Consider the following 25,337-nt stretch of genomic DNA (forward strand, 5'->3'; position numbering starts at 1 on the left):
ACCGCGATGACCCATGGCCGACTCCGCTTTTTTCTGCCCCCTGTCCCACGAGGGCATTCTCGCCGTACGCGGCTCCGACGCCGGTAAGTTCCTGCAAGGCCAACTGACCTGCAACCTCGACTATCTCAGCCTTGAGCATGCCAGCCTGGGGGCTCGGTGCATGGTCAAAGGCCGCATGCAATCGAGTTTCCGCATCCTGCCCGAAGGCGACGGTTTCCTGCTGGCCATGACCCGCGAACTGCTCGAACCGCAATTGGCAGACCTGAAGAAATACGCAGTCTTCTCCAAGGCCAAGCTGACCGACGAAAGCGACGCCTGGGCCCGCTTCGGCCTGCAGCACGCGGGCACTGCGCTGCAGGCACTGGGGCTGGAGGAGCCTCAGGGCGCCGGCACCACCCTGCGCAACGAGGGATTGATGGTCATTGCCGTCTCGCCAGGACGCGCAGAACTCTGGGTGCCCGCCGAGCGCGCCGCCCAGGTGAGCGCGACGCTCGCCGAGGCCGTGCCCGAAGCGCCGTTGGCGGCCTGGTTGCTCGGCCAGATCCGTGCGGGCATCGGCCAGGTGATGGAGCAGACCCGTGAGCTGTTCATCCCGCAGATGATCAACCTGCAGGCCGTCGATGGCGTGAGCTTCAAAAAAGGCTGCTACACCGGCCAGGAAATCGTCGCGCGCATGCAGTACCTGGGCAAGCTCAAACGTCGCCAGTATCGGCTAGCCCTGGACGAGGAACAGGCCCCTGTTCCTGGCAGCGAAATCTTCTCCCCTACCCATGGTTCATCGGTCGGCGAAGTGGTGATCGCCGCACCTGCCGAACATGGCGTGGAACTGCTGGCGGTGCTTACTGCCGAAGCAGTGGCGGACGACAACCTGCACCTGGGCAGTCTCGAAGGCCCGCGCCTGAGGGTGCTGGACCTGCCTTACGAACTGGACCGCGACCGGGAAATTCAGCGCTGACCAGCCGGCCCCGCCGCCGTGCGGGGCAGCCCCACCACTGCGGTAGAGATGTTCATGAACAAGCTGGCCAAGATGGTTCAAGCGCAATTACTGGCGGCCATCGAGAACGACGACCTGGTGCTGCCCACACTGCCTGAAGTGGCCCTGAGCATCCGTGAGGCGGCTGAAGACAGCGAGATCAGCGTGGCCGCCCTGAGCCGCGTGATCGGACGCGACGCTGCGCTGTCGGCGCGCCTGATCAAGGTAGTCAACAGCCCGCTGTTGCGGGCGCTGGTCGAGGTCACCGACCTGCATACCGCAATCACCCGCCTGGGCGTCAACTACAGCTGCAACCTGGCCATCGGCCTGGTGATCGAGCAGATCTTCCACGCGCGCGCCCCTGCCGTGGAGCAAACCCTGCGCACTATCTGGGAGACCAGCCTGGAAGTGGCCGGGGTGAGTTACGAGATCTGCCGCCGTCACACCCATCTCAAGCCGGATCAGGCCGCACTCGGCGGCCTGGTGCACCAGATCGGCGCCCTGCCCGTGCTGATCTATGCCCAAGAGCACAACGAACTGCTGTCCGACCCGGTGTGCCTGCAGTTCGTCATCGAGCAGATCCAGCCCGTGCTGGGCGACAAGATTCTCAGCGCCTGGGACTTTCCCGAGCAACTGGTGCGCCTGCCCAGCCAGGTCCAGGACCTGACGCGTCAGAGCGACAAGATCGACTACATCGGTATCGTGCAGATCGCCCGCGCCCTGTGCCTGCGCGATCAGGACCAGGCACCGCAAGCGCTGGCCGCCTACCGTCACCTGCGCTTGCCTGAAGGCAAGGACCTGGACCTGAGCGAGCTGCTCGACGCCCGTGACATGCTGCGCTAAGCGCCCAGCCGCCCTTTTCAGTCGGCGATGAAGCTCACCCGCACTTTAAGACCGCCGTTGTCGCCATCATGCAGACTGATCTGCGCCAGGTGCGCCCGGCAAATCTCGCCGACAATGGCCAGCCCCAACCCACTGCCCTGCGCGCTGCGCCGATAGAAGCGCTCGAACACCCGCTCGCGGTCATCCTCAGGGATACCCGGACCATCGTCCTCCACCTCCAGCACCGCAGGCGCCAGTACCCGCAAGATCACATTGCCGCCGGAGGGTGTGTGGGCCAGGGCATTGTCCACCAGATTGCTCAGCAGTTCGTTGAGCAAGGTGGGCTCGCCCTTGAGCCACACCGGCGCTTCAGCTTCCAACGCCAGAGCGACCCCGTGTGCATGGGCCAGCGGCGCCATGGCCATGCCCAGTTCACGCGCCAACTGACTGAGATCCAGGCGCTGAGCGCCCCCCTCGGCGATGGCCCGAGCACCGTTTTCCACCCGCGCAAGCGACAGCAACTGATTGGCCAGGTGGGTCAGGCGATCGGTGCCCTGCGCCGCCGCCTCCAGCGTCTGGTGCCACTGCTGCGGCTCTCGCGAACGCAACCCCAGTTCGACACGCGCCTTGAGCGCCGCCAAGGGCGTGCGTAACTCGTGGGCAGCGTCGGCGATGAATTGCGCCTGGCGCTGGAACTGACCGCGCAAGCGCTCGGTGAAATGATTCAAGGCGCCCACCAGCGGCATCAGCTCATGCTGCACCTGCACCACCGGCAGGGCACGCAAATCGTCGGGCTGACGTTCCTCCACCGCCGTGCGCAGCCGCTCCAGCGGGCGCAAGGCGGCACTGACCGCGAACCACACCAGCACCAGCGCACCCAGCGCCAGCATGCCCAGACGCAGCAGGGTATCGGCCATCAGGCTGCGCGCCATGCTGACCCGCGCCTCCTCGGTCTCGGCCACGCGAATCTCGGCCATGCCGTTCATGTTCGGCTCGCTGACAGCCTTGAGCAGGCTGACCACGCGCACGTCCTGGCCCAGATAAGTGGCGTTGTAGAAGCGGGCCAGCGCCGGGTAATCGTCGGTGCGCGGCGTACCCGGCGGCGGCGGCGGCAGCTTTTCATAGCCGGAGATCAGCTTCTGGTCGATGTCCAGGACCTGGTAGTAAATGCGCCCGGCACTGTCGTAGGCGAAGGTGTCCAGTGCCACGTAGGGTACGTCGGCGCTGAGCGTGCCGTCGCGCTGCGAAAGCCCGGCAGCGATGGTCCGCGCCGACGCCAGCAAGGTCCGGTCGTAGGCCGTGTCGGCCGCTTCGCGGCCATTCCAGTAGGCGCTCAGACCACTGGCCAGCATCAACACCACCAGCAGCAGCGCAAGATTGCCCAGCAAGCGCCCACGCAAGCTGCCGGCGTCACGCATCGCGGTGCTCGAGCAGGTAGCCCAGCCCACGGAACGTCACGATGGCTACCGAATGGCCGTCGAGTTTCTTGCGCAATCGGTGGATATAGATCTCGATGGCGTCGGGACTGGCCTCCTCGTCCAGACCGAACACTTGGGCGGCCAGTTGCTCCTTGCTCATCACCCGTCCGGGACGAGCGATCAACGCTTCGAGCACGCTCTGCTCGCGAGAGGTCAGGGTCAGCGCGTCGTCACCCAGGGTAAAGCGTCGAGTGTCGAGGTCGTAGACCAGCGGCCCACAACGCTGCTGACGCTCGCCGCCAAGCACGCTGCGCCGCAGCAAGGCTTTGACCCGCGCTTCGAGCTCGGTCAGTTCGAACGGTTTGGCCAGGTAATCGTCGGCCCCCAGGTTCAAGCCATGGACCCGATCCTTGACATCGCTGCGTGCGGTCAGCATCAACACCGGCAGGGTCTTGCCACGGGCGCGCAGGCGCGCCAGCACCTCGAAGCCGTCCAGGCGCGGCAGGCCGACATCGAGTACGGCCACGGCGTAATCCTCGCTGGCCAGGGCCAGGTCGGCCGCCACGCCGTCATGCAGCACGTCCACGGTCAGGCCGTGACTCTTGAGCGCCTGGGCCACGCTGTCGGCCAGCGGCAGGTGATCTTCGACCAGCAGCACACGCATCGGTTTATTCCTGCTCGGATTGGACAGTGGCCCGGAGTGTACCGCTGTCGCCGGGCCTGTGAAGCCCCTGGGTTACAAACCTTTCACGCTGAAAGGTTGGCGAAAGGTTCGTTACCTAGCATCGCCCCAAGGTCGCTCCACGCGCCCAATAAAGCACCAGCAAGGTGCAACGAATAAGAACAATAAACGGAGTCAGACAACGATGCCGTCTCTGCATCCCAACCGGTTCCTGTCCGGTCGCACCCCGAGGCTCGCCCAGCGCGCCCGCTCGAACACAGCCCTCAGCACTCCCCTGCAAGTACCGCGACCTGACCGTTGGCGATGAAGTGCGCCTGCCGATCAGCACACGCCTGACCCTGTGACACCCCATAACAACAACGTTCACGGAGACCTATCATGACCCCTTCACTGCGCCGACTCGTCCTGGCCACCGGTTGCCTGCTGCTGGCGGGCAACGCCCTGGCCGCCGAACCCAAACGCCCGGAATGCATCGCCCCGGCCTCGCCCGGTGGCGGCTTCGACCTGACCTGCAAACTGGCGCAGAGCGCTCTGGTGCAGGAGAAGATCCTCAGTAAGCCCATGCGCGTGACCTACATGCCCGGCGGCGTCGGCGCAGTGGCCTACAACGCCGTGGTCGCCCAGCGCCCGGCGGATGCCGGCACCCTGGTGGCCTGGTCCAGTGGCTCGTTGTTGAACCTGGCCCAGGGCAAGTTCGGCCGCTTCGACGAGAACGCCGTGAAATGGCTGGCCGCCGTCGGCACCAGCTACGGCGCCATCGCGGTCAAGAGCGACTCGCCCTACAAGACCTTGGATGACCTGGTCAAAGCACTGAAGAAGGACCCAGGCAGCGTGGTGATCGGCTCCGGTGGCACGGTCGGTAGCCAGGACTGGATGCAGACCGCGCTGATCGCCAAGGCTGCCGGCATCAACCCGCGCGACCTGCGTTACGTAGCCCTGGAAGGCGGCGGCGAGATCGCCACCGCCCTGCTCGGCGGCCATATCCAGGTCGGTTCCACCGATATTTCCGACTCCATGCCGCACATCCAGAGCGGCAACATGCGCATCCTCGCGGTGTTCTCGGAAAACCGCCTGGACGAGCCGGAGATGAAGGACATTCCGACCGCCCGTGAACAGGGCTACGACATCGTCTGGCCGGTGGTGCGCGGCTTCTACCTCGGGCCGAAGGTGACCGATGAAGAATACGACTGGTGGAAAGCGTCGTTCGACAAGCTGCTGGCCTCGGAAGACTTCGCCAAGCTGCGTGACCAGCGCGAACTGTTCCCCTTCGCCATGACCGGCGAAGAGCTGGACGCCTACGTCAAGAAGCAAGTGGCCGACTACAAGACCCTGGCCAAGGAATTCGGCCTGATCCAGTAAGCCACCACGACCTTTCAGCGCTTCCTGTGGCCGCGGCGATCCTTCGCTGCGGCCACAGGCTCCGCGTTCACTGAGGACTCAGCAATGATCCTGCAACGCCTCTTCGCCCTGGCCATGCTCGCGGTCTGCGCGGCCCTGGCCGTGATGGCCTGGCCCTATCAGGCCGCTTTCTCCTACGAACCTGTCGGCCCACGGGCCTACCCGCTGCTGATGCTCGGTCTGATGGGGCTTGGCCTGTTGTACCTGGCCATCCGCCCCACGCCCATCGTGCGCAAGGACGATGAACCGGCCCTGGATCGCGAAACCCTGACCAAGATCGTCGCCTGCATCGGCCTGCTGATCCTGTTCGCCGCAACCTTCGAATCGCTCGGCTTCATCCTCAGCGCCGTGCTCGTCGGCGTGCCCATGGCGCGCCTGTACGGCGGCAGTTGGCTGCACAGCGCCGTGGTGGTGGTCGCCATGAGCCTGCTGCTGTACTGGCTGTTCGACCGGATGATGGACGTGCCCCTGCCCCTGGGTCTGCTGAGCGTACTGGAGAACTGACACATGGATACTTTGAGCTACCTGGGCCAGGGCTTCGGCGTCGCGCTGAGCCCGTACAATCTGGTCACGGCCTTGTGCGGCACGCTGATCGGTACCGTGGTCGGCCTGCTGCCGGGCCTGGGCCCGATCAACGGCGTGGCCCTGCTGATCCCCATCGCCTTCGCCCTCGGTCTGCCGCCGGAATCGGCTCTGATCCTGCTGGCGGCGGTATACCTGGGCTGCGAATACGGTGGACGGATCAGCTCGATCCTGCTGAACATCCCCGGCGAAGCCTCGACCGTGATGACCACCCTCGACGGCTACCCCATGGCACGCCAGGGCCTGGCCGGTGTGGCCTTGTCGCTGTCGGCCTGGAGTTCGTTCATCGGCGCCTTCATCGCCACCTGCGGCATGGTGCTGTTCGCACCGCTGCTGGCGAAATGGGCGATCGCCTTCGGACCGGCGGAGTACTTCGTGCTGATGGTGTTCGCCATCGTCTGCCTGGGCGGGATGGCCGGTGACAAGCCGTTGAAGACCTTCATCGCCGCGTTGATCGGCCTGTTCCTGTCAGCGGTCGGCATCGATGCCAACAGTGGTGTGTACCGCTTCACCGGCGACAGCGTGCACCTGGCCGATGGCATCCAGTTCGTGGTGCTGGTGCTGGGCCTGTTCTCCATCAGCGAAATTCTTCTGCTGCTGGAAAAGACCCACCATGGCCACGAAGCGGTCAAGGCCACCGGACGCATGCTGTTCAACATGAAGGAAGCGGCCTCCGTGTTCGTGGTGAACATTCGCTGTGGTCTGCTGGGCTTCATCATGGGCGTGTTGCCCGGCGCGGGCGCGACCCTGGCCAGTGCCGTGGCCTACATGACCGAGAAACGCATCGCTGGCACCAGCGGCAAATTCGGCAAAGGCGACGCCCGTGGCCTGGCCGCACCCGAAACCGCCATCGGCGCCTCGTGCTGCGGCGCGCTGGTGCCCATGCTGACCCTCGGCGTGCCAGGCTCGGGCACTACTGCCGTGATGATCGGTGCGCTGACCCTGTACAACATCACGCCAGGTCCGATGCTGTTCGAGCAGCAGCCGGACATCGTCTGGGGCCTGATTGCCTCGCTGTTCATCGCCAACATCATGCTGGTGATCCTGAACATCCCGATGATCCGCATCTTCACCCGTATCCTCGCCGTGCCGAACTGGGCGCTGGTGCCGTTGATCGCGATCATCACCGCGATTGGCGTGTACGCCGTGCATGCCACCACCTTCGACCTGTTCCTGATGGTCGGCATCGGCATCATGGGCTACATCCTGCGCAAGCTCGATTTCCCACTGTCGCCGATCCTGTTGGGCTTCATCCTCGGCGGCTTGATGGAGCAGAACCTGCGCCGGGCGCTGTCGATCTCCAACGGTGAACTGGGCATTCTCTGGTCGAGCCCGATCAGCCTGGGCGTGTGGGCATTGACCCTGTGCATGATGAGCCTGCCGCTGCTGCGTATCTGGCGCCGCCGCAGCCTGCAACGCCGAGCCATGGCCGATGCCTGATCGGTCGTTGCCGCTGTTCTGGGCAACCGGGCTGGTCGGCCTGACGGGCGGTTTCATCGCCAGTCAGGTCGGCTGGCCTTTGCCGTGGATGGTCGGCTCGCTACTGGCGATCATCGCCGTGCGCTGCCTGACACCCTGGCAACTGTCGGAAATTCCCAACGGCCGCAAATGCGGACAATGGGTCATTGGTATCGGCATCGGCCTGCACTTCACCCCTGAGGTGATCGAGCAGGTCGCTGGCCATTTTGGCCTGATCTTTTTCGGCGCCCTGCTGACCACCCTGTCCAGCGTGTTCGGCGTCTGGCTGCTGCGCCGAGCCGGCGAAGACCGCGCCACGGCATTCTTCGCCAGCATGCCCGGCGGCTCGGGCGAGATGGTCAACCTCGGTGCGCGCAATGGCGCGCTGCTCAGCCAGGTGGCCGCCGCCCAGAGCCTGCGGGTGCTGGCCGTGGTGCTGTGCGTGCCGGCACTGTTCAAGCTGCTGCTGGGTAACGGTGTGGCGCTCGATCACGCCGGCAGCGTCAGTTGGGGCTGGTTGGCGCTGATCGCGCCGCTGAGCATCGGCGTGGCGTTGCTCTGGCAACGTCTGCGCCAGCCCAACCCCTGGTTGTTCGGCCCGTTGCTGGTGGCCGCCAGCATCAGCCTGGCGGGCGATCTGCGCATCGGTCTGCCCAATGGGGCCAGTCAGATCGGCCAGTGGCTGATCGGCAGCGGCCTGGCCTGCCATTTCAACCGGGCCTTCTTCCGTCGCGCCCCGGCCTTTCTTGTCCGCACCCTCGTGGCCACGGCCTTGTGCATGCTGATCGCCGGTGGCGCGGCCTGGGTGCTGAGCCTGTTCAGCCACTTGGACCTGCGTTCGCTGACCTTGGGCATGATGCCCGGCGGCATCGCCGAGATGAGCCTGACCGCAGAGACCTTGCAGTTGTCGGTGCCGCTGGTGACTGCACTGCAGGTGATGCGTTTGCTGTTCGTCCTGTTCCTGGCGGAGCCGATGTTCCGTTACTGGGTGCGCAGACGCGGGTGAGCCCCGCGCGCCTCACAGCGGCGGCAAGGCCCAGTCAATGGGCGTCAGCCCGCGCTGCTCGAGGAAGCTGTTGGCGCGGCTGAAATGCCCGCAGCCGAAGAAGCCGCGGTACGCCGACAGCGGCGAAGGGTGCACCGACTTGAGCACCAGGTGACGGGTGCCGTCGATCAGCTTCTGCTTGCTCTGCGCGTGCGAGCCCCAGAGCAGGAACACCACGCTTTCGCACTGCTCACTAACCACCTCGATGATGCGGTCGGTAAAGTGCTCCCAGCCCTTCTTGGCGTGCGAGGCAGCGTTGGCGCGCTCGACGGTCATGGTGGTGTTGAGCAGCAGCACGCCCTGTTCGGCCCAGCTCTGCAGGTAGCCATGCGTGGGGATCGGCAGATTCAGGTCGCGTTGCAGTTCCTTGTAGATGTTCACCAGCGACGGCGGCGTCGGCACCCCGGGCTGGACCGAGAAGCACAGGCCATGGGCCTGGCCGGGACCGTGATAAGGGTCCTGGCCGAGGATCACCACCTTGACCTGCTCCAGCGGCGTGCTGTTTAGGGCATTGAAGATCAGCGGACCGGGCGGATAGATCTGCTTGCCGGCAGCGTATTCGCCGCGCAGAAATTCGCGCAACTGATGCATGTAGGGCTTGTCGAACTCGGCGCGCAGCGCAGCCTTCCAGCTGGGTTCGAGCTTGATGCGATCGTCGTCGGTCATGGTGCCATCCTGAATCGGTGAGGCGCGACACTAGGAAAGCCGTGCCGGCTTGTCAATCGCGCCGACCGATGACCGGCAGGATCGGCAAGGCGAGCCATACTTGAGCGACGATTCGCGCGAGGTGGTTCATGTCGATTCACTGCGAGCTACTCACCGGCGCCGATGGCGCCCGTCTCGGCATCGCCACACTGGATGCCGCCAAGACCCTCAACGCCCTCACCCTGCCCATGATCGAGGCGCTCGACACGCGCCTGCGCGAGTGGGCGAACGATCCGGGGGTGGTCTGCGTGCTACTGCGCGGCAACGGTGCCAAGGCCTTCTGTGCCGGCGGCGACGTCCGCGCCCTGGCCCAGGCCTGCCGCGAATCGCCCGGCGGCGTGCCGTCGCTGGCCGCGACCTTCTTTGAACGCGAGTACCGTCTCGATCATCTGCTGCACACCTACCCCAAGCCGCTGCTGTGCTGGGGACACGGCCATGTGCTGGGGGGCGGCATGGGCCTGTTGCAGGGCGCCAACTTGCGCATCGTCACGCCCAGTACGCGCCTGGCGATGCCGGAGGTGAGCATTGGCCTGTACCCGGATGTCGGGGCCAGTGGGTTCCTCAGTCGACTGCCGGGCAAGCTGGGACTGTTTCTGGGCCTGACCGGCTCGCCGATCAACGCCCGCGACGCCCTCGACCTGGGCCTGGCCGACCGCTTTCTCGGCGAAGGGCAGCAGGACGCGCTGATCGACGAGCTGCTGCAACTGAACTGGCAGGAACAGACCGAACTGCAGCTGTGCAGCCTGCTGCGGGCCGAGCAGCACCGGGCCCGCGCCGAGCTGCCCGAGCCGCAATGGTTGCCGCGTCGGGCGCAGATCGACGCCTTGCTCGATGTCTGCGATCCGGTGGCGGCCTGGCGTGCAGTGTGCGGCTTGCAAGGCCACGCCGATCCGCTGCTGGCTGCCGCGGGCGAACGCGTGCAGCAGGGCTGCCCGTTGACCGGCCATCTGCTCTGGGAGCAACTGCGGCGCGCCCGCACCTTGTCGCTGGCCCAGGTGTTCCAGATGGAGTACGCCATGAGCCTGAACTGCTGCCGGCACCCGGAATTCAGCGAAGGCGTGCGCGCGCGCTTGATCGACAAGGACCAGCAGCCGCGCTGGCATTGGCCGGACGTCGGCCAGGTGCCGGGGGCGGTCGTCCAGGCGCACTTCAGTCCCGTGTGGGAGGGCGCACATCCGCTGGCCGACCTGGAGCAACCGTCCGGCCTGTGAGCCAATCCCTGAAGCATGACGCCACTGCGAGGCACGGCCTGTAGCCGCTATACTGCGCGCCTGCCTGCCCCCAGACATGACTTTGCGGACCCGCTCATGCACGACCCTCAACGCTGCCCCGCCTGTGGCGCCGCCAACCAGTGCGCACTGGCCGACCCCCGCAGCGCCACCCAGGCCTGCTGGTGCTACAGCGTCAGCATCGATCCTGCGCTGCTCCAAGCCTTGCCCGCCGAGCTGCGCAACCGATCCTGCCTGTGCCCGCGCTGCGCCGCGGTGGATGAGCAACTCAAGGCCGCGGCCACGCGGCAACACGACTGAGCGCCCGCCATGCGCGTGGACCGGTTTCTGGCCAACTTTCCCCAGTACAACCGCCAACAGGTGCGTATCCTGCTGGCGCAACGCAGCGTGCGCGTGGACGGTCTGACGGTCACCGATCCGCGCCATGAAGTGCGCGAGTTCAGCCAGGTCGAAGTGGCCGAGCAGGTCTTGCAGGCGGGACGCGCAGCGCGTTACCTGATGCTCAACAAGCCCGCCGGGTGCGTCAGCGCCACACGCGATCCGCAACACCCCACCGTACTGGAGTTACTGCCCCCGCAACTGCGTGACGACCTGCACATCGCCGGGCGCCTGGACTACAACACCACCGGCCTGATGCTGTTGACCAACGACGGGCAGTGGTCGCGACGCCTGACCCAACCGCAGACCAAGCTGCCCAAGGTCTACCACGTGCAGACCGAAGACGAGATCGGCGCGCACTACATCGAGACTTTCCGCGCCGGCCTGTACTTCGCGTTCGAAGACCTCACCACCCTGCCCGCCCAGCTCGAGATCCTCGGCCCGCGCAACGCACGACTGGCGATCGTCGAAGGGCGCTATCACCAGGTCAAGCGCATGTTCGGGCACTTCGACAACAAGGTGATCGCCCTGCACCGAGAGCGCATGGGCCCGATCACGCTGGACCCGGACCTGGCGCCTGGTGCTTTCAGACTGCTGACCGCCGATGAGATCGCGGCGGTGTGAGCCGACTGCATCGATCCCATTCAAGGGGCATCATGCTCAGTCGCCTTTCTTGACCCTGAACCACGCGGCATACAACGCCGGCAGGAACAGCAACGTCAGCGCCGTGGCGACGATCAGCCCGCCCATGATCGCCACGGCCATCGGCCCGTAGAACACGCTGCGCGACAGCGGGATCATCGCCAGCACTGCGGCCAGCGCCGTCAGCACGATGGGCCGGAACCGACGTACGGTGGCTTCGATGATCGCCTGCCAGCGGTCCAGGCCGGCGGCGATGTCCTGCTCGATCTGGTCCACCAGGATCACCGAGTTGCGCATGATCATGCCGGCCAGCGCGATGGTGCCGAGCATCGCCACGAAGCCGAACGGCTGGCGGAACACCAGCAGGAACAGGGTCACGCCGATCAGCCCCAAGGGCGCGGTGAGGAACACCATCAGCGTACGCGAGAAACTGCGCAGCTGGACCATCAGCAGGGTCAGCACCACCACGATGAACAACGGCATGCCGGCATTCACCGAACGCTGGCCACGCTCGGCGTCCTCGACCGTGCCGCCGACCTCCAGCAGGTAGCCGTCCGGCAGGTGCTCACGTACTGACTGCAAGGTCGGCAGAATCTGCCGGACCAGGCTGTCGGGCTGCTCCTTACCATAGATATCACCGCGCACGGTGACCGTCGGCAGGCGATTGCGGTGCCAGATCACGCCCTCTTCGAAGCCATACTCCAAAGTGGCGATCTGTGACAGCGCCACGCTGCGGCCGTTGTCGGTAGGCACCGCGAGGCTGGACAGGCTGCCCAGGTCGCGACGCGTCTCGGCGGTGCCGCGCACCAAGATCTCGATCAGTTCGTTGTCTTCGCGGTACTGGCTCACCGTGCTGCCGCTCAAGGCGCTCTGCAGGAAGCTGGACAACTGCGCGGTGCTCACGCCCAGGGCGCGGGCGCGGTCCTGGTCGATCGCCAGGAACACCGCTTTGCTCGGCTCCTCCCAGTCCAGATGCACGTTGACCAGGTGCGGGTTGTCGCGCACCTTGACCGCCACTTCGCGGGCCAGGGCGCGCACCTGGTCGATGTGCTCGCCGGTCACCCGGAACTGCACCGGGTAGCCCACCGGCGGGCCGTTCTCCAACCGTGTGACGCGCCAGCGCAACTGCGGGAACTCGTCGTCGAGTGTGGCGATGGCCCAGCGGCGCAGAACCTCGCGGTCCTCCAGCGACTTGGCCAGCACCACGAACTGGGCAAAGCTGGTGGCCGGCAATTGCTGGTCCAGCGGCAGGTAGTAGCGCGGCGAGCCGGTACCGACGTAGGCCACGTAGTTGTCGATGCCCGGCTGCTGCTTGAGCAGTGCCTCCAGGCGCTCGACCTGTTCGGTGGTGTTGGCCAGCGAAGCGCCTTCGGCCAGCTTCAGGTCGATCATCAGCTCCGGGCGCGCGGAGGCCGGGAAGAACTGCTGCGGCACGAAGCGGAACAACAGCAGGCTGCCGACGAACGCCGCCAGGGTCAGCAGGATCACCGTCTTGCGCCGGCGTACGCACCACTGCACCACCGCCCGTACGCGCCGATAGAACGGTGTGGCGTAGGGATCGGGACCGTGCTGAGCGCCCTGCGCGGCATGCCGCTTGGCCAGGTCCGGCAGCAGCCGGTCACCCAGGTAGGGCACGAACAGCACGGCGACGATCCATGAAGTCAGCAGTGCGATGGTCACGACCTGAAAGATCGAACGGGTGTACTCCCCGGTGCTCGAGGCTGCGGTGGCGATGGGCAAGAACCCCGCTGCGGTGATCAGGGTGCCGGTGAGCATCGGGAAGGCCGTGCTGGACCACGCGTAGCTGGCCGCCTTGAGCCGGTCGAAGCCCTGCTCCATCTTGATCGCCATCATTTCCACCGCGATGATCGCGTCGTCCACCAGCAAGCCCAAGGCCAGCACCAGCGCGCCCAGGGATATCTTGTGCAAGCCGATGCCGAGGTAGTGCATGGTGGCGAAGGTCATCGCCAGCACCAGCGGAATGGCCAGTGCCACCACCAGGCCGGTGCGCAGGCCCAGGGAGAAGAAGCTGACCAGCAGGACGATGACCAATGCCTCGACCAGCACTTGGACGAATTCGCCGACCCCGGCCTTGACCGCTGCGGGCTGGTCCGAGACCTTGCGCAACTCCATGCCCAGCGGCAGGTTCTGCGCCAGCCGGGTGAACTCGGCCTGCAACGCCTTGCCCAGCACCAAAATGTCGCCGCCGTCCTTCATCGACACCGCCAGGCCGATGGCATTCTCGCCCATGAAGCGCATGCGCGGTGCGGGCGGGTCGTTGAACCCCCGGTGCACGTCGGCCACGTCGCCGATGCGCAGCGTGCGCTCGCCCACCCGCAGGGGGAACTGGCGGATCTGCTCGACACTGTCGAAGCGCCCGCTGACCCGCAGTTGCAGGCGCTCGCTGGGCGTTTCGAAGAAGCCTGCGGTGCTCACCGCGTTCTGCTCCTGAAGTGCCTGTTGCACGGCAGCCAGCGACAGGCCCAGAGTGGCCAGCTTGGTGTTGGACAGTTCGATCCAGATCTTTTCGTCCTGCAAGCCGAGCAATTCGACCTTGCCCACGTCCCTGACCCGCTGCAACTGGATCTGGATGCGATCGGCATAGTCCTTGAGCACGGCGTAGTCGAAGCCCTCGCCACTGAGCGCATAGATGTTGCCGAAGGTGGTACCGAACTCGTCGTTGAAGAACGGTCCCTGAACCTCGGGCGGCAAGGTGTGGCGGATGTCCGCGATCTTCTTGCGGACCTGATACCACAGCGCCGGGATGTCGGCCGAATGCAGCGAGTCACGGGCCATGAAGGTGACCTGGGATTCGCCGGGGCGCGAGGACGAGATGATTTTGTCGTACTCGCCGGTCTCCATCAGCTTCTTCTCGATGCGCTCGGTGACCTGTCGGGCCACTTCTTCGGCGGTAGCGCCCGGCCAGAGGGTACGAATGACCATGGCCTTGAAGGTGAAGGGCGGATCCTCGCTCTGTCCCAGCTTGGTGTAGGACACAGCACCGATGGCTGCGAGCAGAATCATCAGGAACAGGACGATCTGGCGATTGCGCAACGCCCAGGCGGAGAGATTGAACCCCATCGCGACTTACTCCTTGGCCGCCAGGTCTACCCCTCGGTTGCTGCGATCCACCGGCCTCACCTCCTGGCCCTCGCGCAACACATGACCGCCAGCGGCAACCACCCAGTCACCCGCGTCGAGCCCGGCCAGCACCGGCACGCTCTCGGCGCCATAAGGCCCGATGCGCACCGGAGCGCGTTGCACCCGATGGTCGCGACCGACCCGCCAGACATAAGCCTGTCCCTGCTCGGCAGTGACGGCCGAGAGCGGCACCGACAGCGGCGAGCGTTCGGCGCCGGCGATGTACACCTTGGCGCTCTGCCCCAACTGCGCGGGGATCGAGGTGGAGGCGAACGCCACCCGCGCGGCGAAAGTACGCGAGCGTGGATCGGCCGCTGGCGACAGCTCGCGAATGCGGCCAACGAAGCGTTGGCCGGGCTGCGACCACAGCTCGACGCTGACCGGCTGGCCGACGGCGAAACGGGCGAACTGCTGCTCCGGCAAGCCGATGGCCACTTCCCGCTCGCCATCGGCAGCCAGGGTGAAGACCGTCTGCCCCGGCGCCACCACCTGGCCGACCTCGACCAGACGCTGGGCGATCACCCCGTCCTGCGGCGCACGCAGCACTGCGTAGGCGGCCTGGTTACCGGCCACATCGACCTCGGCCTTGGCCTGCTTCAGGCGAGCGAGCCCGGCCCGGTAGAGGTTCTCGGCGTTGTCGTACTGGGAGCGGCTGACCATCTGCCGGTCGATCAGGCGCTGATAGCGATCGCGCTCGGCACGGACCAGCGCCAGGTTGGCCTCGGCCGCTGCCAACTGGGCACGGCTCGCATCCAGTTGCAGGCGCACGTCTTGCGGGTCCAACTCAGCCAGTGGCTGGTCGGCCTTGACCCGCTGCCCCTCCTCCACCAGGCGCTTGCTCACCTTGCCGGCAATGCGAAACGCCAGCGCCGGTTCGAAGCGGGCGCGCACTTCTCCGGGGTAGCTGTCGGCAGCGGCGACGGCAGGCTGGGGCTGAATCACCAGGGCCGGACGCGGAGCGACGGGCGTCGCGACCTCCGCGCCACAGGCAGTGAGCAGCAGGACACAAGCGAGCGACAACAGAGGCGAGGCGTGACGCAACATGATGACGGACCTTCCTGGCAGGGGACGCTTCTAATAATTGAACTGGCGGGTATATTAAGTCAGGGAACCGAACCGGGGAAGCCGTTGCCCTAGAGAAAAATCGTATTGACCGCATGACCCGGTAAGATGAGCGCCACCTCGGACAAACAAGGACTGCAATGCCCATCGACGCACCCACAGGCCCTGGCCGGCCCAAGGATCTCGCCAAGCGCGACGCCATCCTCGAAGCCGCCAAGTCGCTGTTCCTCAGCCTTGGCTACGCCAACACCAGCATGGATGCGGTCGCTGCGGCGGCAGGTGTTTCAAAACTCACGGTCTACAGCCACTTCAACGACAAACAGACGCTGTTCGGCACGGCGGTCATGGCGACTTGCCAGACGCAACTGCCTGACCTGATCTTCGAGCTGCCTGAGGGCGCCTCCCTCGAAGACGTCCTGCTGAGCATAGCCCGTGGTTTCCAGGCGCTGATCAGTAATGACGAGTCGGTCAAGCTGACACGGCTGATCATGGCCTTGGGTAATCAAGACCCTCGGCTGGGGCAGTTTTTCTACGAGGCAGGGCCCAGGCGGGTACTGGCTGGCATGGAAGGGTTGCTGCGGGAGGTCGATGCACGGTCGATGCTGGCCATCGACCGTCCCGACAGGGCGGCGGAGCACTTCTTCTGCCTGGTCAAGGGGGCGCCGGATTACCGCTTGCTGCTCGGTTGCGCGCCGCCATTGGCCGGCGAAGAGGCCGAGGTGCATCTGCGCGAGGTGGTGGCGCTGTTCATGCGTGCGTATCGGCGCGAGTCCTGAACGGGTCGCGCCCTGCTTCACGGTCGAATCAAGCCTGGGGCTTGAGCGCCTTCTTGGGGTAGATGTCATAGCGGCTGGACTTGCCTTCCAGGCTGTGACTCGGCTTGGGTCCGTCGATGATCGGCGCCTTGCGCGGACGCTTGACCACCACGCGATGGCTCGCCAGTGCAAGGGCCGCTTCGAGCAGCGCCGGAGCGTCCAGGTCGTCGCCGACCAAGGGACGGAACACGCGCATTTCCTTCTTCACCAAGGCGCTCTTGTCGCGATGAGGGAACATCGGGTCGAGGTAGATCACCTGCGGCGCCTCACCCTGCCATCCGCCCATGTGCGCGATGGCGTTACCCGTCAGCAGGTGCATGCGTTCGATGATCGACGCCACTTCAGCGTCCGAACGCCCTCGCGCCAGACCATCTTCGAGCAATGCTGCGATCAGCGGCTGGCGCTCGATCAGGGTCATCTGGCAGCCCAGGCTGGCCAGCACGAAGGCATCCTTGCCCAAACCGGCCGTGGCATCCAGCACCCGCGGCCGCACACCCTGAGCGATGCCCACCGCCTTGGCGATCATCTGCCCGCTGCCACCGCCGAACAGCCGGCGGTGGGCTGCCTGACCTTCGACAAAGTCCACGCGCACCGCGCCCGGTGCCTGCGGCCCTAATTGCTGCAACTGCAGCCCCTCGGCACCGACCTGCAGGGCGAACGCCGCCGCGTCATCCACCAACGGCAGGCCCAGGCGCTGCGACCACGCCTGCGCCTGACTGTGAAACGGCGCCGACATTGCCTCGACCCTGATACCTGCGCCCTGCGCTTGCTCTGCCATGCCACCTGCACTCGAAAAAATTAATGAAACCCCGGCCACGGCCGATAGAAGCTCTATCCGCTATTCTGCCAGAGCACAACGCGCGCGACTTGCCATGTCAGAAACTCTTCCCATCGGTTTGACCTACTTGTCGCCTGTCGGCAACTACGGTCGGCAGAATTCCCAAGCCCTGGGCGGCGTCAGCCACCTGTGGCAGGACTTCTTCGCCCGCGCCATGGCCGAGCGCTCCGAGGAAGAGCAGGACAGCTTCAGCCAGGCGCTGACCCGCCAGTACGATCACGATAGCGGCGAACCCCTGGGCGGTGCCAAGGCGCTGGCCTTGATCGAAATCCAGCGTGCGCTGCCCGTGCAGGACCACGAAGTGCGTCCGCCCGAGCCGCTGTTCCTGCCCAAGGCGGAGCTGGAGGCCAACCTGCTGCCGCCTGCGCCGGAGCCGTTCAGCGCCAGCGAACTGATCGAGCAGCAGCGCCAGCTCGACCTCGACGGCAGTTGGCTGCGGCCACGGGTGATGAGCCAGGGCCATCCCCTTCCCGCCCCAGGCCCTGCGCCCTCACCGCGCCCGCTGCACCTGCCGATCGCCGAGCTGGAGCCGCAGTTGCTCGAGCCCGCAGCAGAACCCTTCGACGCGTCCACCCTGGCCCAACAGCAGAACGCGCTGGAATTCGATACCCACTGGGCGCGACCGGTGGTGCTGAACAACGTGCGCGCCTACGCCTGAATCAGCGACAGACCTGCCAGCGTCCCATGTCCACATGGAAGTGATTGGCGTGGGCGGCGTTGTAGTCCGGCCCTAGTACGCCACTGAAACTGGCGCACGCCGCATCGCGCACCTCGCGCAGAAACTGCGCCTTGGCTCCGCCCGCTTGCCAGTCGCGCGCCAGCACGATGCGCTGGCCATCTTTCAAACGAAAGCCGCTGATGTCCAGGGCGTTTGCCGTGGCGTGCTGACTGAGCCTGCCTTGTGCCCGGTGGTACACATTGCGGCAAGCGAAACTGCCCAGGTGGTCCACCTGCGTGACCGGCTGCCCGAACACCCGCTGCGCGGCCGGCTGCAGACCGTGGATCTCGAACAGCGCATAGGCCACTGCCAGCGGGCAACTGGCGATGAAACTGCTGCTCAAGCGTGCCTCACCGCTTTCCACACGCCAGACATTGCGCAAAGGACAACCGGCTGAGGCCGGGCTGTCGGCCTGCGCCCGATAACGCAGCGCAGAGGTTTCCAGCGCTTGACGGCAAAGCGCCGGGTCATCGCGCAGGCGCGAGAGTTTCCAGGCGGTCAGCAGGTTCGGCGGCTGCCGCACATCCAGCGGCGCCCAGGGATTCCACGGCGCAGGTGGTCGCCAGCCCAGATACCAAGCCTGCGCGCCGACCAGCAACAGGGCGCCGAGCAGCAGCGCGATCAGACGCACGCGAGTCAGCGGCGCAGCAAGTCGTTGAGCGCGTCGAACGGCATCGCCTGTTCGGCGTAGCTGAACGTGCCCTGATCACGAATCTCCAGCGCTGCCCGCTGGAAGGCGCCCAGCGCCGCACGCGCCAGCGACGAACCGACGCTGATGCGACGCACGCCGAGGTCCTGTAACTGATTGACGCACAGCGGTACTCCCGCCAGCCCCATGAGTACGTTCACCGGCGTCGGCGCCACTGCCTGCACCACCGCACGGATTTCCTCGACGCTGCGCAGTCCCGGTGCGTACACCACATCGGCCCCGGCCTCGGCGTACGCCTGCAGACGGCCAATGGTGTCATCGAGGTCCATGCGCCCGTGCAGCAGGTTCTCGGCGCGGGCACATAGCGTGAAAGCAAACGGCAAGCTGCGCGCGGCCTGGACCGCCGCGCGCACCCGTTCCAACGACAGAGCGAACTCGTAGATCGGCGCATCGGCCCGGCCGCTGGCGTCTTCGATCGAAGCGCCCACCAGGCCCACTTCAGCGGCGCGCAGAATGGCGTTGGCGCAGTCCTGCGGCGCGTCGCCGAAGCCGTTCTCCAGGTCGGCGGAGACGGGCAGCGCGGTGGCGTCGACGATACCCCTGGCGTTGTCGAGCACTTCGTCCAAGCCTAGGGCACCTTCGGCATCCGGCCGTCCCAGGCTGAAGGCCAGCCCCGCACTGGTGGTGGCCAGGGCCTCGAAGCCGAGCGACGCCAGCATCCGTGCCGAGCCCGCATCCCAGGGATTGGCGATGACGAAAGCGCCATCGCGCGCGTGGAGCGCCTTGAAGGCTTCGGCTCGCAGGGTTTGCACATCCATGATCACGTCTCCGGGAGGGTCAAAGGGGGTGTCAGAGCAGTCCCAGTTGTTCGACCTCAGGCGCACGAGGCAATTCCGGTAACGCGGCCAGGCCCGGCAAGCGCGTCATCAAACGCTGGTGAAAACGCTGCGCCAGGGCGGCGGCCAGGCGGTTGTCGGCAGTGTGCAGGAACATGTACGGGCAGCGCCCTTGCTCGATCCATTCGGCGATCTTGTCCACCCAAGGCGTGAGGAATGGATCGTTGGCGTCCAGTTCGGGATGGCCAATGAAGCGCACCTGCGGATGCTGACTGAACGCTGCGGGCCGAGGCGGCACCTTGGGTTTCTTCGACTGCGCGTGCAGCACCTCGGGCGAGCGCGACGTGCAACTGAACAATGCCCGCGAATCCAGGCAGATACGCTCCACCCCGCGCGCGTGCAACAGCCGGTTAAGCAACCGTTCTTCGTCGCCTCGGGCGAAAAACGCATCGTTGCGCACCTCCACCGCCACGGGCACGCCGATGTCGTCGAGGAACTGGCTCAGTTCGGCCAGACGTCCCGGCCCGAAGGATGCCGGCAGTTGCAGCCAGTAAGGCGATACCCGTTCGCCCAGCGGCGCCAACAGGCGAGTGAAGTCGGCGGCCGAGTCCAGTTGCTGACGCAGATCGTCGCAGTGGCTGACCTCGCGGGGAAACTTGGCGGTGAAGCGGAAGCCTGCAGGCATCGACTGCGCCCAACGCTCGACCGTGGCGGGTGCAGGGCGGGCATAGAAGGTGGTGTTACCCTCGACAGCGTTGAACACCTGGCAGTACAGCCCGAGAAACTGCGGGGATCGCGAATCGACGGGGTAGAGGTACTCGCGCCAGGCGTTTTCGCTCCAGGACGGGCATCCGAGGTGGTAAGGCAGTGGCGATGGGCTCATCGCTCAAATGTACAGGTCGAGCCCCAGCACTTCCATCTCCCAGTCGCTGAAGCCGGCGGTGCTCAGGTAGCTGGCCAAGGCGGTCGCCGTGCGACGATCACGCGCCCGAGGGAAGATCATGTCCTGCTGGCGGGCCGGCAGGCCAGCGCTGCGGCGCTGGGCGCGGGCGACCTGCACCGCTTCATCGTCGTCCTCGACGAGCTGCGCGTCTTCGATCGACTCGTCGCGCACCGGCCCCTTGCGCGGGGGGCGCTTGACCGGGTACGGCTGTGAGGAGAATCCGTCGATGCGCATGAGGGCATACTCAGAAACAGTAATGGCAATCTAGCAGCATCCGGCATCCATCACCAACGCGGCCGTGATAACTGGACCACAGTTTTTGCCAAATGTTTATCTCGAACCGCAATAGCCGACGAACTGCACTCAGCGCGCCTTTGGTGTGGCCACGTTGTCGCGCAGATACACCGGCTGCGCCTGGTCGGCGGCCACCGCTTCGCCGCGCGCCCAGGCATGCGCGGCGAGGCTGAGGATGTCCTGGGCATGGGGCAAGGCCTGGGCGTCGTGGCTGGCCACCTGAACCGCCAGTCGCTCGCCGTAGCCCCAGCCGGTGCCGGCGCCAAACCACTGACCGCCCTGAGGCAACACCACCTGTTCAGGGGCAATCACGCGTTCCGGTGCCAGCAGACGCATTTCGTCGCCCTGGGCCTGATAGCAGCCCCAGTACACCTCGTCCATACGCGCATCGATGGCCGCCGCCACCTGCTGCACGCCGTGCTGACGCAACGCGCCCTGGGCCAGCGCCGCCAGGTTGGACACCGGCAGCACCGGACGCTGCAGGGCGAATGCCAGGCCTTGGACCACGCCAATGGCGATGCGCACGCCGGTGAAGGCGCCCGGCCCGCGGCCGAAGGCGATGGCGTCCACCGCGTTCAGGGCCACCCCGGCGTCAGCCAACAATTGCTTGATCATCGGCAGCAGCTTCTGCGCATGCTGGCGCGGAATCACCTCGTAGTGGCTGGTCACCTGGCCGTCATGCAGCAGGGCGACGGAACAGGCTTCGGTGGCGGTATCCAGGGCCAGCAGGGTGGTCATCGAACGTGTATCCAAAGGCGAAAGGGAAAAGGCCGGCAGTATAAACGACTACGGCCCGCAAGCGGGCCGTGGTGCACTGCAAGGGACGATCAGCTCAGGGCTTGCAGTACCTTGGCGGTGATCGACTCGACCGAGCCGACACCTGCGATATGGGCGTACTTGGGCTTGCCGTCATTCGCGGCAGACAGCTTCTGATAGAAGTCCACCAGCGGTTTGGTCTGGGTGTGATAGACCGACAGGCGATGACGCACGGTCTCTTCCTTGTCGTCGTCGCGCTGGATCAGCTCCTCGCCAGTGACGTCGTCCTTGCCCTCGACCTTCGGCGGGTTGTACTGGATGTGGTAGGTGCGACCCGAAGCCAGGTGAACGCGGCGACCGGCCATGCGCCCGACGATCTCTTCGTCGTCCACGGCGATTTCCACCACGGCATCGATGTCCACGCCTGCCGCGACCATGGCTTCAGCCTGCGGGATGGTCCGTGGGAAGCCATCGAACAGGCAGCCATTTTTGCAATCTGGCTGAGCGATGCGCTCCTTGACCAGACCGATGATGAGTTCGTCGGAGACCAGTTGACCGGCATCCATGACTTTCTTCAACTCCAGGCCCAGCGGGGTACCGGCCTTGACCGCGGCACGCAGCATGTCGCCCGTGGAGATTTGCGGAATACCGAACTTTTCGGTGATGAACTTTGCCTGAGTACCTTTACCGGCCCCGGGAGCTCCCAGCAGAATTACGCGCATCTTGTGCTCCTCATATTTTTTTATAGCAAAACAGTGGATTCGGCGGTTCAGGGCCAAGTCCGGAAAATCGGATAGACCGGAAAATCGGTCAAAAGGCTGCTCAAGATACACAGCGCCCGTCAGCCAGACAAGCGTGCGAAAGTGGCACGGACCGGCGTGCCACGCCCCTTTTCAGTGCGGGTTGCGCCCCTCGCAACCGCACCCCGCACCGCCCTGCGAGACACCGTCGCTTGCGCGCATTCGACGGTGTCTCGGCACCTCAGCCGGTGTTGCGCAAACCCGCCGCAATGCCGGCCACGGTGACCAGCAGGGCCTGCTCCAATGGGCTATCCAGAGCGGCTTCGCGCACCCGCGAGCGGGCCAGCAGTTCGGCCTGCAGGCGATGCAGCGGGTCCAGGTAGGTGTTGCGCAGGCTGATGAATTCCAGGGTCTCGGGACTGTGGGCCAGTAGCACCGGCTGGCCGGTCAGGCTCAGCACCACCTGGCACGACTGCGACAATAGGTCGCGCAGATGCGCCCCCAACGCCAGCAGTTGCGGTTGCACCAGACGTTCGTCGTAGGCTTTGGCGATTTCCGCATCGGCCTTGGCCAAGACCATCTCCAGCATGTCGATACGCGTACGGAAGAACGGCCACTGCGCACGCATCTGCGTCAGCAGATCACCCTGCCCCCGGGCCAGTGCGTTGCTCAATGCGGTTTCCCAGCCCAGCCAGGCCGGCAGCATCAGCCGTGTCTGGGTCCAGCCGAAGATCCACGGGATCGCCCGCAGACTCTCGATGCCCCCGGCGCGGCGCTTGGCAGGCCGGCTACCCAACGGCAGACGTCCCAGTTCCTGCTCGGGCGTGGACTGCCGGAAATACTCGACGAAATCCGGGTTCTCGCGCACCACCGCGCGGTAGGCCTGGACGCCGTCGGCGGCCATCTGGTCCATCACCTCGCGCCAGGCGGGCTCGGGCGGCGGAGGCGGGAGCAAGGTCGCCTCCAGCACCGCCGCCAGATACAGGTTGAGGTTCTGTTCGGCGATGCCCGGCAGGCCGAACTTGAAGCGGATCATTTCGCCCTGCTCGGTGGTCCGGAAGCGTCCGGCCACCGAGCCCGGGGGCTGCGACAGGATCGCCGCGTGGGCAGGACCACCGCCACGCCCGACGGTGCCGCCGCGGCCATGGAACAGCAGCAATTCGACCTCATGTTCACGACAGATCCGCACCAGGTTTTCCTGTGCGCGGTACTGCGCCCAGGCCGCCGCCGTGGTGCCGGCGTCCTTGGCCGAGTCGGAATAGCCGATCATCACTTCCTGTGGACCGTGCAGCGTGTCGCGATAACCGGGCAAACCGAGCAGGCGCTCCATCACCGGGCCGGCGTTGTCCAGATCGGCCAGGGTCTCGAACAGCGGCACCACGCGCATCGGCCGGGTCAGCCCGGCTTCCTTCAACAGCAATTGCACCGCCAGCACATCGGAGGCCGCGCCGGCCATGGAAATCACGTAGGAGCCCAGCGAGGCGGCGGGCGCCGCCGCGATCTCGCGACAGGTCGCCAGCACCTCGGCGGTGTCCGCCTCGGGCTGGAAATAGCCAGGCAGCAGGGGTCGACGATTGGCCAGTTCGGCTTGCAGGAAGGCGATGCGCTGCTCTTCGTCCCAGTCGGCGTAGCGTCCCAGCCCCAGGTAGTCGGTGATTTCCGACAGTGCATCGCGGTGCCGGGCTGCGTCCTGGCGCACGTCCAGGCGCACCAGGAACAGGCCAAAGGTCACCGCCCGGCGCAGACAGTCGAGCAGCGGGCCGTCGGCGATCACGCCCATGCCGCAGTCATGCAGCGACTGATGGCATCGCTCGAGGGGCTCGATCAGCTCGCGATTGTTGACCAGCACCTGCGCCGAAGCAGGCTGTGGCCCGGCCAAGGAGGCATGGGCCCAGGCGCGGGTGGCGCGCAGGCGATCGCGCAGTTGCTTGAGCACCGCGCGATAGGGCTCGGCGCTGTCACCGACCACTTCACGCAGCGCGGCGCTGGCCTGCTGCATGGACAAATCCGCCGCCAGCGCATCGATGTCGCGCAGGAACAGGTCAGCCGCCATCCAGCGCGCCAACAGCAGTACCTCACGGGTTACAGGCGCGGTGACGTTGGGGTTGCCGTCGCGGTCACCGCCCATCCATGAGGCGAAGCGGATCGGCGCGGCGCTTAGCGGCAGTCGCTGGCCGGTGGCGTCGAACAAGGCCTGGTCGACCTTGCGCAGGTGATTGGGAATGGCCTGCCACAGCGAGTGCTCGATCACTGCAAAGCCCCACTTGGCTTCATCCACCGGGGTGGGCCGGGTACGACGGATTTCCTCGGTATGCCAGGCCTCGGCGATAAGACGGCGCAGCCGCTCACGAATCTGCTGGCGCTCGGCGGGCGTGAGGTCGCGGTGGTCCTGGGCGGCGAGTTGGGCGGCGATCGCATCGTACTTCTGGATCAAGGTGCGCCGCGCCACTTCGGTGGGGTGCGCCGTCAGCACCAACTGGATGTCCAGTTCGGCCAACTGCCGAGCCAGGCTCTGATCGTCATGCCCGGCCTGGCGCAGCCGTGCCAGCAGTTCCGGCAAGGCGCGGTCCTCGAACGGCGCCTGCTGCTCGGCACCGCGCCGATGAATCAACTGGTACTGCTCGGCGATGTTGGCCAGGTTGAGAAACTGGTTGAACGCACGGGCCACCGGCAACAGGTCGTCATCGGCCAGATCGGCAAGGGTGGAACTCAATTGCTCGCCCGCACCGCGGCGATCGGCCTTGGCACTGTGGCGAATGTCCTCGATCTTCTGCAAAAAACCTTCGCCATGCTGCTGGCGAATGGTTTCCCCGAGCAGCTCACCCAGCAGGTGGACATCTTCACGCAAGCGCACATCGATATCGGTCATTGGCTCTCCTCAGATCGCGCGGTCACCCCGCGCCAGCATCCCGGTCGATCCGCCAAGAGTGCCCACGACAGCCCGTCAAGACAAGCGACGCCATGCCAATGCAACTATTGCAACCTGCTGCGGTTCTCAACACAGACCGCGCCGTGGCACGTGCGATGGGCGTGAGTCAGCGGCCTGTGCGCACTGACCGATCAGTCAGAAAAAGTTGCGTTGCCTAGCTAAGTTTTTTCTGAACTATTCTTGAATCGCTCAAGTCGGAGCCAATAGCCATCACGCAAAAACCCTGCGCCCATGGTGTTTGGTGCACCGGCACAAGCCTATGTGATGTCAGGGAGCGATGGACT

General features: G+C 65.7%; 24 protein-coding genes. 11 read left to right on the forward strand and 13 right to left on the reverse strand.

Annotation, left to right across the window (positions count from 1 at the left end):
• Positions 1–13: 13 nt before the first annotated feature.
• Both ACK2SD_RS19135 and ACK2SD_RS19140 read left to right on the forward strand, forming a co-directional pair.
• Positions 14–955: a YgfZ/GcvT domain-containing protein gene (locus ACK2SD_RS19135; protein WP_412460588.1), complete on the forward strand. Its 942-nt coding sequence runs from the start codon at positions 14–16 to the stop codon at positions 953–955.
• A 54-nt stretch (positions 956–1,009) separates the two neighbouring features.
• Positions 1,010–1,816 (forward strand): HDOD domain-containing protein, encoded by an 807-nt coding sequence (locus ACK2SD_RS19140; RefSeq protein WP_412460589.1) that lies wholly within the window; start codon positions 1,010–1,012, stop codon positions 1,814–1,816.
• 17 nt (positions 1,817–1,833) lie between these two features.
• Here ACK2SD_RS19140 and ACK2SD_RS19145 read toward each other — a convergent pair whose 3' ends face one another.
• Positions 1,834–3,213 carry a sensor histidine kinase gene (locus ACK2SD_RS19145; protein WP_116887678.1) on the reverse strand — a complete coding sequence of 460 codons (1,380 nt, stop codon included), beginning with the start codon at positions 3,211–3,213 and terminating at the stop codon, positions 1,834–1,836.
• Positions 3,206–3,877, reverse strand: coding sequence for a response regulator (locus ACK2SD_RS19150; protein ID WP_039575847.1), 672 nt, complete (start codon positions 3,875–3,877; stop codon positions 3,206–3,208). The genes ACK2SD_RS19145 and ACK2SD_RS19150 overlap by 8 nt, the downstream gene beginning before the upstream one ends.
• Positions 3,878–4,273: 396 nt before the next feature.
• On the opposite strand from ACK2SD_RS19150, the gene ACK2SD_RS19155 reads away from it, so the two are divergent.
• The 4 genes from ACK2SD_RS19155 to ACK2SD_RS19170 all read left to right on the forward strand — a co-directional run bounded on the left by ACK2SD_RS19155 (position 4,274) and on the right by ACK2SD_RS19170 (position 8,339).
• Positions 4,274–5,254: a Bug family tripartite tricarboxylate transporter substrate binding protein gene (locus ACK2SD_RS19155; protein ID WP_039575844.1), complete on the forward strand. Its 981-nt coding sequence runs from the start codon at positions 4,274–4,276 to the stop codon at positions 5,252–5,254.
• Positions 5,255–5,338: 84 nt separating this feature from the next.
• Positions 5,339–5,797 (forward strand): tripartite tricarboxylate transporter TctB family protein, encoded by a 459-nt coding sequence (locus ACK2SD_RS19160; RefSeq protein WP_029613905.1) that lies wholly within the window; start codon positions 5,339–5,341, stop codon positions 5,795–5,797.
• A 3-nt stretch (positions 5,798–5,800) separates the two neighbouring features.
• Positions 5,801–7,315: a tripartite tricarboxylate transporter permease gene (locus tag ACK2SD_RS19165; RefSeq protein ID WP_412460590.1), complete on the forward strand. Its 1,515-nt coding sequence runs from the start codon at positions 5,801–5,803 to the stop codon at positions 7,313–7,315.
• Entirely contained in the window at positions 7,308–8,339 is a 1,032-nt protein-coding gene (locus ACK2SD_RS19170; RefSeq protein ID WP_412460591.1) for an AbrB family transcriptional regulator, read from the forward strand. The genes ACK2SD_RS19165 and ACK2SD_RS19170 overlap by 8 nt, the downstream gene beginning before the upstream one ends.
• A gap of 12 nt (positions 8,340–8,351) precedes the next feature.
• Here the strand turns inward: ACK2SD_RS19170 and ung are convergent, their stop codons facing one another.
• A complete protein-coding gene (gene ung, locus ACK2SD_RS19175) occupies positions 8,352–9,044 on the reverse strand; it encodes a uracil-DNA glycosylase (RefSeq protein ID WP_029613490.1) in 693 nt (230 codons plus the stop codon).
• A gap of 128 nt (positions 9,045–9,172) precedes the next feature.
• Here ung and ACK2SD_RS19180 point away from each other — a divergent pair, with 128 nt between their 5' ends.
• From ACK2SD_RS19180 to ACK2SD_RS19190, 3 genes are all read left to right on the forward strand, one after another.
• Positions 9,173–10,294, forward strand: a complete 1,122-nt coding sequence (locus ACK2SD_RS19180; RefSeq protein WP_412460592.1) for an enoyl-CoA hydratase/isomerase family protein — start codon at positions 9,173–9,175, stop codon at positions 10,292–10,294.
• Between the two features lie 96 nt (positions 10,295–10,390).
• Positions 10,391–10,612 carry a cysteine-rich CWC family protein gene (locus ACK2SD_RS19185; protein WP_039575835.1) on the forward strand — a complete coding sequence of 74 codons (222 nt, stop codon included), beginning with the start codon at positions 10,391–10,393 and terminating at the stop codon, positions 10,610–10,612.
• A 9-nt stretch (positions 10,613–10,621) separates the two neighbouring features.
• Positions 10,622–11,314 (forward strand): pseudouridine synthase, encoded by a 693-nt coding sequence (locus ACK2SD_RS19190; protein WP_412460593.1) that lies wholly within the window; start codon positions 10,622–10,624, stop codon positions 11,312–11,314.
• A gap of 36 nt (positions 11,315–11,350) precedes the next feature.
• Here ACK2SD_RS19190 and ACK2SD_RS19195 read toward each other — a convergent pair whose 3' ends face one another.
• Together ACK2SD_RS19195 and ACK2SD_RS19200 are read right to left on the reverse strand one after the other, a co-directional pair.
• On the reverse strand, positions 11,351–14,413 hold the full coding sequence (locus ACK2SD_RS19195) for an efflux RND transporter permease subunit (RefSeq protein ID WP_412460594.1): 3,063 nt from the start codon (positions 14,411–14,413) through the stop codon (positions 11,351–11,353).
• Positions 14,414–14,419: 6 nt separating this feature from the next.
• Positions 14,420–15,517, reverse strand: coding sequence for an efflux RND transporter periplasmic adaptor subunit (locus ACK2SD_RS19200; RefSeq protein WP_317871253.1), 1,098 nt, complete (start codon positions 15,515–15,517; stop codon positions 14,420–14,422).
• 158 nt (positions 15,518–15,675) lie between these two features.
• Between ACK2SD_RS19200 and ACK2SD_RS19205 the strand changes: the two genes are divergently transcribed.
• A complete protein-coding gene (locus tag ACK2SD_RS19205; RefSeq protein WP_116887671.1) occupies positions 15,676–16,311 on the forward strand; it encodes a TetR/AcrR family transcriptional regulator in 636 nt (211 codons plus the stop codon).
• 28 nt (positions 16,312–16,339) lie between these two features.
• On the opposite strand, the gene ACK2SD_RS19210 is transcribed toward ACK2SD_RS19205, so the two are convergent.
• The gene (locus ACK2SD_RS19210; RefSeq protein WP_412460595.1) at positions 16,340–17,128 is read right to left on the reverse strand and encodes a class I SAM-dependent methyltransferase; all 789 of its coding nucleotides are present in this window, start codon (positions 17,126–17,128) and stop codon (positions 16,340–16,342) included.
• A gap of 94 nt (positions 17,129–17,222) precedes the next feature.
• On the opposite strand from ACK2SD_RS19210, the gene ACK2SD_RS19215 reads away from it, so the two are divergent.
• The gene (locus tag ACK2SD_RS19215) at positions 17,223–17,846 is read left to right on the forward strand and encodes an energy transducer TonB (RefSeq protein WP_317871256.1); all 624 of its coding nucleotides are present in this window, start codon (positions 17,223–17,225) and stop codon (positions 17,844–17,846) included.
• 1 nt (position 17,847) lies between these two features.
• Here the strand turns inward: ACK2SD_RS19215 and ACK2SD_RS19220 are convergent, their stop codons facing one another.
• The 7 genes from ACK2SD_RS19220 to ppc form a co-directional block, all read right to left on the reverse strand.
• Positions 17,848–18,537 carry an extensin family protein gene (locus tag ACK2SD_RS19220; RefSeq protein WP_412460596.1) on the reverse strand — a complete coding sequence of 230 codons (690 nt, stop codon included), beginning with the start codon at positions 18,535–18,537 and terminating at the stop codon, positions 17,848–17,850.
• Positions 18,538–18,542: 5 nt separating this feature from the next.
• Entirely contained in the window at positions 18,543–19,373 is an 831-nt protein-coding gene (locus tag ACK2SD_RS19225; protein WP_412460597.1) for an isocitrate lyase/PEP mutase family protein, read from the reverse strand.
• A 31-nt stretch (positions 19,374–19,404) separates the two neighbouring features.
• Positions 19,405–20,274, reverse strand: a complete 870-nt coding sequence (locus ACK2SD_RS19230) for a DUF72 domain-containing protein (protein WP_039575817.1) — start codon at positions 20,272–20,274, stop codon at positions 19,405–19,407.
• 3 nt (positions 20,275–20,277) lie between these two features.
• Positions 20,278–20,568 (reverse strand): hypothetical protein, encoded by a 291-nt coding sequence (locus tag ACK2SD_RS19235; RefSeq protein WP_029613483.1) that lies wholly within the window; start codon positions 20,566–20,568, stop codon positions 20,278–20,280.
• Positions 20,569–20,697: 129 nt separating this feature from the next.
• Positions 20,698–21,366 carry a tRNA (adenosine(37)-N6)-threonylcarbamoyltransferase complex dimerization subunit type 1 TsaB gene (tsaB, locus tag ACK2SD_RS19240; protein WP_295481292.1) on the reverse strand — a complete coding sequence of 223 codons (669 nt, stop codon included), beginning with the start codon at positions 21,364–21,366 and terminating at the stop codon, positions 20,698–20,700.
• An 89-nt stretch (positions 21,367–21,455) separates the two neighbouring features.
• On the reverse strand, positions 21,456–22,106 hold the full coding sequence (gene adk / locus ACK2SD_RS19245; protein WP_039575810.1) for an adenylate kinase: 651 nt from the start codon (positions 22,104–22,106) through the stop codon (positions 21,456–21,458).
• Between the two features lie 259 nt (positions 22,107–22,365).
• Positions 22,366–24,993 carry a phosphoenolpyruvate carboxylase gene (gene ppc, locus ACK2SD_RS19250; RefSeq protein WP_412460598.1) on the reverse strand — a complete coding sequence of 876 codons (2,628 nt, stop codon included), beginning with the start codon at positions 24,991–24,993 and terminating at the stop codon, positions 22,366–22,368.
• Positions 24,994–25,337 lie beyond the last annotated feature (344 nt).

It is taken from the genome of Pseudomonas sp. SC11 (genome assembly GCF_047039205.1).
Lineage (GTDB): Bacteria > Pseudomonadota > Gammaproteobacteria > Pseudomonadales > Pseudomonadaceae > Aquipseudomonas > Aquipseudomonas boreofloridensis.

Bases quoted from the DNA above. Each gene is read 5' to 3' on its own strand.
- ACK2SD_RS19155 (WP_039575844.1), top strand. From the start codon at position 4,274: ATGACCCCTTCACTGCGCCGACTCGTCCTGGCCACCGGTTGCCTGCTG.
- ACK2SD_RS19165 (WP_412460590.1), top strand. From the start codon at position 5,801: ATGGATACTTTGAGCTACCTGGGCCAGGGCTTCGGCGTCGCGCTGAGC.
- ACK2SD_RS19230 (WP_039575817.1), bottom strand. From the start codon at position 20,274: ATGAGCCCATCGCCACTGCCTTACCACCTCGGATGCCCGTCCTGGAGC.
- ACK2SD_RS19180 (WP_412460592.1), top strand. From the start codon at position 9,173: ATGTCGATTCACTGCGAGCTACTCACCGGCGCCGATGGCGCCCGTCTC.
- adk (WP_039575810.1), bottom strand. From the start codon at position 22,106: ATGCGCGTAATTCTGCTGGGAGCTCCCGGGGCCGGTAAAGGTACTCAG.
- ACK2SD_RS19140 (WP_412460589.1), top strand. From the start codon at position 1,010: ATGAACAAGCTGGCCAAGATGGTTCAAGCGCAATTACTGGCGGCCATC.
- ACK2SD_RS19210 (WP_412460595.1), bottom strand. From the start codon at position 17,128: ATGGCAGAGCAAGCGCAGGGCGCAGGTATCAGGGTCGAGGCAATGTCG.
- ACK2SD_RS19150 (WP_039575847.1), bottom strand. From the start codon at position 3,877: ATGCGTGTGCTGCTGGTCGAAGATCACCTGCCGCTGGCCGACAGCGTG.
- ung (WP_029613490.1), bottom strand. From the start codon at position 9,044: ATGACCGACGACGATCGCATCAAGCTCGAACCCAGCTGGAAGGCTGCG.
- ACK2SD_RS19170 (WP_412460591.1), top strand. From the start codon at position 7,308: ATGCCTGATCGGTCGTTGCCGCTGTTCTGGGCAACCGGGCTGGTCGGC.
- ACK2SD_RS19160 (WP_029613905.1), top strand. From the start codon at position 5,339: ATGATCCTGCAACGCCTCTTCGCCCTGGCCATGCTCGCGGTCTGCGCG.
- ACK2SD_RS19145 (WP_116887678.1), bottom strand. From the start codon at position 3,213: ATGCGTGACGCCGGCAGCTTGCGTGGGCGCTTGCTGGGCAATCTTGCG.
- tsaB (WP_295481292.1), bottom strand. From the start codon at position 21,366: ATGACCACCCTGCTGGCCCTGGATACCGCCACCGAAGCCTGTTCCGTC.
- ACK2SD_RS19235 (WP_029613483.1), bottom strand. From the start codon at position 20,568: ATGCGCATCGACGGATTCTCCTCACAGCCGTACCCGGTCAAGCGCCCC.
- ACK2SD_RS19185 (WP_039575835.1), top strand. From the start codon at position 10,391: ATGCACGACCCTCAACGCTGCCCCGCCTGTGGCGCCGCCAACCAGTGC.
- ACK2SD_RS19215 (WP_317871256.1), top strand. From the start codon at position 17,223: ATGTCAGAAACTCTTCCCATCGGTTTGACCTACTTGTCGCCTGTCGGC.
- ACK2SD_RS19195 (WP_412460594.1), bottom strand. From the start codon at position 14,413: ATGGGGTTCAATCTCTCCGCCTGGGCGTTGCGCAATCGCCAGATCGTC.
- ACK2SD_RS19190 (WP_412460593.1), top strand. From the start codon at position 10,622: ATGCGCGTGGACCGGTTTCTGGCCAACTTTCCCCAGTACAACCGCCAA.
- ACK2SD_RS19135 (WP_412460588.1), top strand. From the start codon at position 14: ATGGCCGACTCCGCTTTTTTCTGCCCCCTGTCCCACGAGGGCATTCTC.
- ACK2SD_RS19200 (WP_317871253.1), bottom strand. From the start codon at position 15,517: ATGTTGCGTCACGCCTCGCCTCTGTTGTCGCTCGCTTGTGTCCTGCTG.
- ACK2SD_RS19225 (WP_412460597.1), bottom strand. From the start codon at position 19,373: ATGGATGTGCAAACCCTGCGAGCCGAAGCCTTCAAGGCGCTCCACGCG.
- ppc (WP_412460598.1), bottom strand. From the start codon at position 24,993: ATGACCGATATCGATGTGCGCTTGCGTGAAGATGTCCACCTGCTGGGT.
- ACK2SD_RS19205 (WP_116887671.1), top strand. From the start codon at position 15,676: ATGCCCATCGACGCACCCACAGGCCCTGGCCGGCCCAAGGATCTCGCC.